The 9,828-nt window shown below is 43.7% G+C and carries 7 protein-coding genes and 2 pseudogenes; 1 reads left to right on the top strand and 8 read right to left on the bottom strand.

Annotation, left to right across the window (positions count from 1 at the left end; all coding sequences use genetic code 11):
* The 4 genes and pseudogenes from AFK68_RS24195 to AFK68_RS46305 form a co-directional block, all read right to left on the bottom strand.
* A pseudogene (locus AFK68_RS24195) lies at nt 1-568 on the bottom strand (glycine cleavage system aminomethyltransferase GcvT); the annotation flags it as partial.
* Between the two features lies 1 nt (nt 569).
* Nucleotides 570-741, bottom strand: a pseudogene (locus AFK68_RS46315) (glycine cleavage system aminomethyltransferase GcvT); the annotation flags it as partial.
* A gap of 1,410 nt (nt 742-2,151) precedes the next feature.
* Nucleotides 2,152-2,817 (bottom strand): hypothetical protein, encoded by a 666-nt coding sequence (locus tag AFK68_RS46310; protein ID WP_371357536.1) that lies wholly within the window; start codon nt 2,815-2,817, stop codon nt 2,152-2,154.
* A 12-nt stretch (nt 2,818-2,829) separates the two neighbouring features.
* Nucleotides 2,830-4,159, bottom strand: a 1,330-nt coding sequence (locus tag AFK68_RS46305) for a V-type ATP synthase subunit A (RefSeq protein ID WP_143438199.1), incomplete at its 3' end; no start/stop codon positions are given.
* A gap of 472 nt (nt 4,160-4,631) precedes the next feature.
* Here AFK68_RS46305 and AFK68_RS24170 point away from each other — a divergent pair.
* Nucleotides 4,632-4,865 carry a hypothetical protein gene (locus AFK68_RS24170; RefSeq protein WP_210407593.1) on the top strand — a complete coding sequence of 78 codons (234 nt, stop codon included), beginning with the start codon at nt 4,632-4,634 and terminating at the stop codon, nt 4,863-4,865.
* A 345-nt stretch (nt 4,866-5,210) separates the two neighbouring features.
* On the opposite strand, the gene AFK68_RS24165 is transcribed toward AFK68_RS24170, so the two are convergent.
* From AFK68_RS24165 to AFK68_RS24150, 4 genes are all read right to left on the bottom strand, one after another.
* On the bottom strand, nt 5,211-5,885 hold the full coding sequence (locus AFK68_RS24165) for a DUF2764 family protein (protein WP_094675749.1): 675 nt from the start codon (nt 5,883-5,885) through the stop codon (nt 5,211-5,213).
* Between the two features lie 369 nt (nt 5,886-6,254).
* Nucleotides 6,255-6,947, bottom strand: coding sequence for a hypothetical protein (locus AFK68_RS24160; RefSeq protein ID WP_168186630.1), 693 nt, complete (start codon nt 6,945-6,947; stop codon nt 6,255-6,257).
* Between the two features lie 653 nt (nt 6,948-7,600).
* Nucleotides 7,601-8,050 carry an ATP synthase subunit C gene (locus tag AFK68_RS24155; protein ID WP_094673370.1) on the bottom strand — a complete coding sequence of 150 codons (450 nt, stop codon included), beginning with the start codon at nt 8,048-8,050 and terminating at the stop codon, nt 7,601-7,603.
* Nucleotides 8,050-9,828, bottom strand: a 1,779-nt coding sequence (locus AFK68_RS24150) for a V-type ATP synthase subunit I (RefSeq protein WP_210407592.1), incomplete at its 5' end; no start/stop codon positions are given. The genes AFK68_RS24150 and AFK68_RS24155, both read right to left, overlap by 1 nt.

The following is a 9,828-nucleotide window of genomic DNA, read 5'->3' as shown; positions in this document are numbered from 1 at the left end:
TTTCAAACCCATCTTCCCCAGTGTAGCCAGTTCTCGCAATAAAACCAGGTTGCTCTAATACAGTAATATCTGAATGCCCGAAAAATCCAATTGATGCCAAATTTTCCTTGACAAATTGCTGCAAATATGATTCTGCTTGCGGACCTTGGACAGCCAATAATACTTTTTCCTCAGAGATATCTTGAAATTTAACACCACTATCTTCTAAATGACTTAATATCCATCCTTTATCATTAGCTTTAGTGGCAGCATTAACAATCATAAAACCCCGTGCTTCGTTGGTGAGGGGGTCATCACTTTGACGATAGAAAATGAAGTCATCAATAATGCCTCCCTGGGGGTTTAATAAGACAGTATATTGTGCTTTACCAGGTTCTAAACTGCTCAAGTCAGAAGGTACTAAATATTGAATTTTCTCAATTAAATCGTGGCCTTGAGCGATAAACTTACCCATGTGGGAAATATCGAACATTCCTGCTTTTGTGCGTACTGCTTCATGTTCGGAGCTAATGCTGGTGTATTGTACTGGCATTTCCCATCCAGAAAATTCTACCATTCTGCCCTTGAGNGTGCTTTACCAGGTTCTAAACTGCTCAAGTCAGAAGGTACTAAATATTGAATTTTCTCAATTAAATCGTGGCCTTGAGCGATAAACTTACCCATGTGGGAAATATCGAACATTCCTGCTTTTGTGCGTACTGCTTCATGTTCGGAGCTAATGCTGGTGTATTGTACTGGCATTTCCCATCCAGAAAATTCTACCATTCTGCCCTTGAGTTCGGTACTTAAGTCATATAGAGGTGTGCGAGAAAGAGGTTGTGTATTAGATTCTGTTGACTTGGCCACTGGTATGTCCCTAAATTTATCATAAACTTTATTGATTTTAGGACATTGTGGGTATTTACAGGAGTCAGGAGTCAGAAGTTAGGAGGGAGTGGCGATCGCTCTGCTGTTTTATTACACCAATGCTACCGGATTTGATATTATACTTTTGGGGGTTGGGTGGGGGGTATGACCCTTAACTATAACGTTATAGTTTTGAGATTTTGGGGTGGAGAGTTGGGAGACCAGAGTTGGGAAACCAGGGTTGGCAGACCAAACCCCTAGTGCCGCTACGCGGAAGTTAAAAGTCAAAAGTATTGGTTAGTTATTTCCCCCATCCTGCACTAGGATCGTGAAACTATATCAAATCCGCTCCGGTTCGGTATAAAAAAATGTTTGGTGAAAAGCGCCATTGCCAAATATAAAGCTTATCTCCCCATCTCCCCACACTCTCCACCCTCCCCACACTATTTATCGGCGTTGGTGAATACTGGGATGATTGAGGCTGACACGGGGACACGGAGACAGGGAGACACGGGGATTATGGTTGATGCTCTCTGACAAAATCATCCCGCAATTATGCAATGCCTATTTATCTAATTACACCAATGCTACCAGATTTGATATTATACTTTTGGGGTGGGGTGGGGGGTCTGACCCTTAACTATAACGTTATAGTTTTGAGATTTTGGGGTGGAGGGTTGGGAGACCAAACCCCTAGGATGGTGAAACTATATCAAATCCGCTCCGGTTCGGTATAAAAAAATGTTTGGTGAAAAGCGCCATTGCCAAATATGAAGCTTATCTCCCCATCTCCCCAAACTCTCCACCCTCCCCACACTATTTATCTAATTACACCAATGCTACCAGATTTGATATTATACTTTTGGGGTGGGGTGGGGGGTCTGACCCTCAACTATAACGTTATAGTTTTGAGATTTTGGGGTGGAGAGTTGGGAAACCAGGGTTGGGAGACCAAACCCCTAGGATGGTCATTTCAGTTATCAGTTAGCCTCCTGCGGAGGAGCTGCGCTAACAGTTATCAGTGAACCTCCGACTAAAGCCGGAGGCTTGAAATACTGACGTTGGATTTTTTCATCCCCTATCCAAGGGGAGGCGCATACCCTTATTTTTTGGTAAAATTATAGCGGTTTTCACTTCATGACTTGCATTACTTCTTCCTTCTTCCTCCTTCCTTTAACCCCAAATCTCTGTACTGTATATTAATAATCAAAACTGCTATATATCAAATCTGCTTGGCACTTTGATTCGTTCTGTACGAGTCGAAAAATCCCGCAGTGTCGCGCCATGCACACCGTCGGGAGTATCTCAAGTCACCGACTCAGCTAATTCTTGAATCTGTTTTAAATAATTAGCGCGATCGCTAGAGTCAGGGTGAGCATAATTAAGGTTCTTAAAAAGACCCGTTAGACGGGTAAAATAATCACGGGCAGCTTGTTTATCTTGAAATTTGTATTGACGATTAACTAGCTCATAAACCAGGCCAAAGGTTTCTTTTTGTCGTTCTAGGGGCGCACTAGCATCCACATCATCAAAAGCATCTTGCTGAAGGTAAACCATATCCAAAAACAGAGCTTTCTGAGAAGTAATAAAATCATCAAGGGTAACTCCTTCTTCTCCTGTCACCTGCATCATTTGCTCAATACTATTCCCCGTATGCAGCAGTTCAATCATTTCTTCAACCCGTTTTACCCAACCAGGTTCAACATTTTTCTCGAACCATGGGGCGAGTTGCTTAAGATAACGCGACCAAGAGATGAGAATGTCAACCGCCGGATAAAAACGCTTGTAAGCCCTTTCCGCACTTAATCCCAGGAAATCTTTAACCGTGCTTAAAGTAGACTGAGTAACGGGTTCCTCAAAGTTACCCCCAGCCGGAGAAACCGTCCCAATCATGGTCAGACTACCAATACTACCATCATTGGTGCGAATGATACCAGCTCGTTCATATACTCCCTTGATTGAGGAATCCAAATAAGCGGGAANTGTAAGCCCTTTCCGCACTTAATCCCAGGAAATCTTTAACCGTGCTTAAAGTAGACTGAGTAACGGGTTCCTCAAAGTTACCCCCAGCCGGAGAAACCGTCCCAATCATGGTCAGACTACCAATACTACCATCATTGGTGCGAATGATACCAGCTCGTTCATATACTCCCTTGATTGAGGAATCCAAATAAGCGGGAAATGCCTCTTCCCCCGGAATTTCTTCTAGTCGTCCCGATGTTTCCCGCATAGCTTGTGCCCAACGGGATGTAGAGTCAGCAATCAGCAGTACATCATAACCCATCTGACGGTAATATTCCCCCAAAGTAATACCCGTATAAATAGACGCTTCACGGGCAGCCACAGGCATTGAAGAAGTATTACAAATAATAATTGTCCGATCCATCAAAGACCCCCCCATCTTGGGATCTTGCATTTTCGGGAATTCGGTAATAGTTTCGACTACCTCACCAGCTCGTTCCCCACAGGCCACCACGATAACGATATCCACTGCCGAAAAACGGGATATCATACCTTGTAATACGGTCTTCCCTGCGCCAAACGGACCTGGAATACAACCTGTTCCGCCACGAGCAATGGGTAGAAACGTATCAATAATCCGCTGGGTCGTAATCATTGGTTCTTGGGGATAAAGCCGTTGAGAAAATCGTTTGTCTAATAATTGTTCCGGTAAAGGACGACGTACCGGCCATTGCTGGGTTAAAGTTAGACTACGTTCTTTGCCATTTTGATCCTTGATCCGAGCAATGGGAGTATCAATGGTAAAACTCCCTTGTTGAATCCAATCAACGGTAACTTCTGTAGGTTCATTGAAAGGAATCATAATTTTGTGGGTAAAGCGACCTTCGGCGACCGTTCCGATGATATCTCCAGCTTTTAAGCGATCGCCAATTTTAACCGTAGGAATAAAAGACCATTTTTTCTGGGGATTTAAGGCTGAGGCATAAACCCCACGGGGCAAGAAAGTACCGTAATCTGTTGCCAGTTCTGAGAGAGGATTTTGCAGTCCGTCGTAAACTTGACTCAGCAAACCTGGTCCGAGGGTGACAGACAGCAGTTCTCCCGTCTGTTCTACCGGATCGCCAATCCCAACACCTCGCGTACTTTCATAGACTTGGGCATCTGCCTCTTGTCCTCGCACGCGCAGCACTTCTGCTTTGAGTTTCTCAGCACGACCTTCGGTTTGCCGTTGGGGACAGATATAAATCACTTCGTTTTTGATCAGAGGTCTTGCCTGAGTGGATGCCCTTTTAATGGTAACTAGGTCTTCTTGAACGGCAATGACTTGTGCCGGATTAAATGTTTGTGCCATAGTTATTATAGTTATTATTGTTTATTGAAACTATTTCGAGAAATACCATGATTATCAGCAATTTCATACCGTTTCACGGAAGTTAAAAGTCAAAANTTTGTGCCATAGTTATTATAGTTATTATTGTTTATTGAAACTATTTCGAGAAATACCATGATTATCAGCAATTTCATACCGTTTCACGGAAGTTAAAAGTCAAAAGTCAAAAGTAAGATTTTGTAGCCTTAAAACTTTGATGCTACAGTAATTTTAGGAAATTATTTCACACCTAAAGTTTCAAACTATTTGTGACATCTTTAAAGTGAATTAGTCTCATTATTATATTCTGCTGGGGAATAAGAAGAAGTTGACATTTATCCATGATTTGCAGTATTTTTACCCTAATACAGAATATTGTACCGCAACTGCGATACAATTATAAGTTAGGGTATCGGATACTCACACATTGACCATCCAATAAAAATAACTGATAATGTTCTTAGTGATGACAAATTTATTAACAGAGGCGTTTAAGAAAGCCCAAAACTTGCCAGAACATATCCAAGACCAACTGGCAAAACAGTTAATTGAAGATATAGAGAGCGAGTTGCAATGGCAGCAAACCTTATCCAAACCCCAAAATTCTATCTTAGACGAATTGGCACGCAAAGCGTTAAATGAATCATCAGAAGGAAAAACAAGAGTAATGGGTTTTGATGAACTATGAAGTCATATCAAATCCCCTTAATTCGGTATAAAAAAAATTTCATCTTCATCCAAGAGCGAATGTTTCTAAATTCTCTTCCCTCCTAACTTCTGACTCCTGACTCCTGACTCCTAGATTAACTATATTAATTATACCAATGCTACCGGAACGGTAAGATTAGGCATTGGTTGGCGTGCTGTGGGAGTTATGAAAACACCAGACACAATTGTTTTGTTTTGGATTGGAGTGCATAGTGAATATGATAAGTTACTCAAAAATTTATAAGTAGTCAGAGTCAAAGACGATCGCTCTTGGCGTATGCAGTCCCACTGCTTGAGATAGGATTTTGATAACAAACCAGAAAATCTAAGCAAATAAATCTGTAAACTCTTCAATTCCTTCATCAACCAGTTGCCGAAACCGCTCCACCGCTACCTCACCATCATAACGAGTCCAACGATCTACCAAACTCCAACGCATGAGGTAAATTACCACCGCCTCAAAATCGAAGTAATGTCCGAAACTAAAGCGATCGAGCATTTTCCAGGTGAGTTCAAATTGTAAGCGTTCGAGAGCTACTGAGTCATTTGCCTTAAGCAGTCGATTTGCTTCCAAAACCCAAGGCAACATTATGTCTAAGCCAAATCCTGGATCATTCCAGTTCCGTTCGATAGAGTTAACCCAACGCCCCACTCCCCAAGATTGACCCACAGGTGGCGCAGTTTCCCCACGATGACGACGACGCAAAGCCACAAGAATAGTACGCAGTTCCAGACGAAAAGTAATAATCCCTTCCAAAGTAGGGTTGTTAATTTCGGCCAACAACTGGTTAGCTTCTGCAACAAACTGGCTATCGGTTCGTTCCTTTGGCTGTTCTGACCAAGTAATCAAGCTAGCAATTCGGTTGAGCCGTTCTGCATCTTTGGCATCTAATAGTTTCAACCGATTTTCTAGCTTGAGACGGGATAGGGGAGTCTGTGTCGAGCCAAATAGCTGACCGAGGGGAGGTAAACTAGACATTAGGGTGACATATTTAGGCATTATATCAAATCCGGTAGCATTGCCATTGTAAGGGTAAGGAAGAAGGAAGAAGGAAGAGGGAAGAAGGAAGAGGGAAGAAGGCTTAAAAGCCGGAAAAACTTACATTCCCTGTAGATATTCACGTTTGGGTTTGCACAAACAATACCAGCGGACATGATATTATACCAATTCCCATGCATTATTGCTATACTTGGGCGATACTTCAGTTATTAACTGATCGATACAATCAGAATTATTTTTTTGCTGATTTTCGCTAGTAATTATGTTAATTATTCTTATGTTTGCTTCTCCGTACGGACGTTGCATGCAACGTCCCTACACTCCCCTACTCCCCTACTCTGAAATAGATAAAGTTTTTGAGAAATGATATTATTTGACGATCCCTTCTAGAAGTGCGCGAAAACGAGGCTGGAGATGTTCAAGAATTACCTCGGCAATGGCGGCATCGCTCAGGTCTAGCACTACTTCTTGATCGATTAACCGCAGTTGTAATCCCCCTTTGTTATCCTTAGTAACACCAAAACTTATGCCTTCCCGCAGCAAATCTTGATTTATCAGGCGGATAAAATGGGTAAGTATCCCTTGCTCCAGTGCTTCGGGATTACGACTAAGTTCTTCAAGACCTTGAACCTTACGGGGTAGCAACACTTCCACTTGTTCAGCTACAGCTACTGTCTCCTTGACCGAACCAACCACTTCCAGAATCAGCTTTTGCAGCAGTTCTGGTTTCTCGGTTTCGGCACCGACTAACCGTTGCACTTCCCCCGTAAATCTTTGGGTTAATTGGCTTTTGAGTGTCAAGACCGTATCGCGGAAAGCGACCTCTAAAGCTTGATTGGCTGCCCGTTCCAAGTTTTCAGACTCTTCTCTAGCTTGCTTGACAATCTGAGCAGCTTGTTTCTCAGCTTCCTTGACAATCGAATCGGCGCGTTCTTGCGCCTCTTGGACGATCTGTTCTGCTTGGGTACGACCGCTATTGACACCTTCATTGCGTAAGCGATCGATCAATGCCTCCACACCAGAGGCTACCTTAGCCGAATTAGATGTTTTGTTTTTCGTCAAAATAGTAACCTCCTTATAGAACCCCTAAAGGGATCTATTTAAAATTATAGAAATTAGAGTAGGGGAGTAGGGGAGTAGGGGAGTAGGGGCTTAGATTCTACCTTTTTCCTCTATATCTATTTCTCCATCTCCGCCAATTCAGCAATTCAGCAATTCAGATTCCTAACTCAAGAGCCAAAAACCCTCACCTTTGTAAAGATACGCTTAGGGCTTCTATACCAATTTTATCAACTTAGGCTACGCTACTTATCTGATACTTTATGTGAAATAATTTCCTGAAATTACTGTAGTGTCAAAGTTTTGCACCCCAAAAAATATTAATGCATAACTTTTGTACGGGCGAATGACCATTAGCCCCTACGACTTCCGTGAAACAGTATTACTGCGGCATTCCCTGACCTAGTACCAATGCAAACACAAGGGCAAAGACAGCAAAGCCNCTCAAGAGCCAAAAACCCTCACCTTTGTAAAGATACGCTTAGGGCTTCTATACCAATTTTATCAACTTAGGCTACGCTACTTATCTGATACTTTATGTGAAATAATTTCCTGAAATTACTGTAGTGTCAAAGTTTTGCACCCCAAAAAATATTAATGCATAACTTTTGTACGGGCGAATGACCATTAGCCCCTACGACTTCCGTGAAACAGTATTACTGCGGTATTCCCTGACCTAGTACCAATGCAAACACAAGGGCAAAGACAGCAAAGCCCTCCACAATGGCAGCGGGGGCCAGAGCCAGACCAAAGATTTCCGGTTTGTCTTTAGCTGCAGCGATCGCCGAGGCACAGGCCAGACCTTGGTAAACAGCGGTAAAGAGAAACGCTAAACCCGCTCCCAGTCCAATGCCAAATAGACCGCCAGCAGCTTCCGGTGCGATCGTAGGGCGATTGAGGGCAAACATAACCACAATCCCATAAATGGACATGGAAGAAGGCAAAGCCGAAAGTCCCACAAAGCGACCATAGCCACCCTTGAGTTCTATCATCGCACCAATAGCTGCCTGTCCTGCAATGGTACAACCGATGGCACTGCCGATCGCTCCTAAGCCAACGGCAGAGTATAACCCGAACCATCCCAACAGAATTACAAATTCATCCATTAGCTATGCTCCTTTTTTGTAAAGGCATGAAATGGGTATCCTTCCTCTGAAAGACCCCAGTTAAAAAACTCAATCACATTCAGACGTACACCATGAACAAAACAGGCTAAGATAGCCATACCTAAATTTATAGAATGACCGAGCAATAGAATCAGCAGACCGACCAATAGCCCTAGCATCGGCATCCCCTCCATTACCTGTTGTGCCAAGGTATTGAAGGTAACTGCGAGAGAACCACTGGCAAGTCCCAGAGCAAAAAGTCGCAGATAACTCAAGACATCCCCGAAGAGCTTGGTAATTTCCGTCAATGCACCGAATCCATCGACCAGTCGCAAGGGAAATTTTTGGCTACTACCGAGAATAGCACCCAAAAAGACCACAAAGAACCCACCTGCCAACAGACCAATAGCCAAGTTCTGCCAGCCCAATATTACCCAAGTAAAGCCACCGAAGATAACTGAAATCCAGCCGATCGGCTTGGCTTTATCCGGAAACCCGATGGCACGATAAGCAACAACAGCGTTGGCAAAAGCCAAATGCAGACAGCCAATGGCGATTGAAAGCTGCATCATCCCATCAAAGTTTTGGAGATTCAACACATTTAGGGGAGCTAACAACGACCCCTTCGCAGGTGCAACACCAAAATAACTCCCGACCATCACTCCATAAATGACTGACGCAGTTAGAATCACTACAGCATAGATGCGAGTGCTTCTGCCACTAGCACTTTGTCCCATCCCCTTCCAGAAATAGATCAGCCCTACCCACAACAACAGTGCATAACCTGCATCAGCCAGAATCATGGCAAAAAACAGGGCAAAGGAGAAGAAAACAATAGTTGAGGGGTCCCAAGTCCGATAACCGGGAGTCTCATAAAAGGTAACTAGGGCTTCTCCTCCTTTCAAGGTGGGTGGATTTTCCATCAGCGTTGGTGGTGTTTCGTCTGGTTGAGGAGGTTCGGCCAGGAATGCTAGTCCCTCCCGCTCGGAAAACAGTTCTAGTTGCTTTAAGTTTCGCTTGGGCATCCAACCCTGAACTAAGAAGAAGCCGTCCTCTTCTTTCGTTTGCCCGCTCGCCTCTTGTAGAACTGCCTGATCTTCGGCACGAACTAAATTTTTAGACAGCAAAAATATCCAGCGACTCAGGGCTTCTTGCTCTGCCCGAATTTCATCTAGCTCAATTTCCACCTGTTCTAACTGGCGTTGTAGTTCCTCTGGAGAAACTGAACCAGCGCGAGTGCGGGGGACAGGTAGAACATTTGAGGGTGGTTCTTCTTTGGCGATGATCACCAGATAGACATTGAGATGATCCTCTCCTACTATCTGCCAGGGAAGTTCAATCTCCCGAATATGTTTAGCTTTTGTGTGGGGCACTTGGTAAAACCAAAGTTGGTAGCCACTCAACTCATCTAAGTCTGGTAAGGTGAAGTTGCCCCAAGGTTCCAGGTTTTTGAGTCGATTAGTGAGGAAAAGGTGTTTGTCTTCTGCCTCTCTCTGGTTTTGCTTATTAACCTGTACCTCTACTAAGAACTGATCAAGATCGAACTGTGCCTCATCCCGCACTTGGTGTCGCCGTCGTGGGACATCCATAATATACTGTAGGGCTTTTTGAGCATCTTCATAGCGATCGCTTGACCCAAATTCCGTTTCTTTGGGTGGCGGTTGCAGAGGAATGAGGTGCATACAGCCTAATGTCTGCAAGCCTTCGAGTACCTTGGGCTTGTCAATTCCTAACCCAAAAACCGTAACTTTGTTTAAGGTGATAATACTCATCCTGCT

Source organism: Hydrocoleum sp. CS-953 (assembly GCF_002260545.1).
Taxonomy (GTDB): Bacteria; Cyanobacteriota; Cyanobacteriia; order Cyanobacteriales; family Microcoleaceae; genus Trichodesmium.
This window is presented reverse-complemented; position numbering and strand designations above follow the sequence as displayed.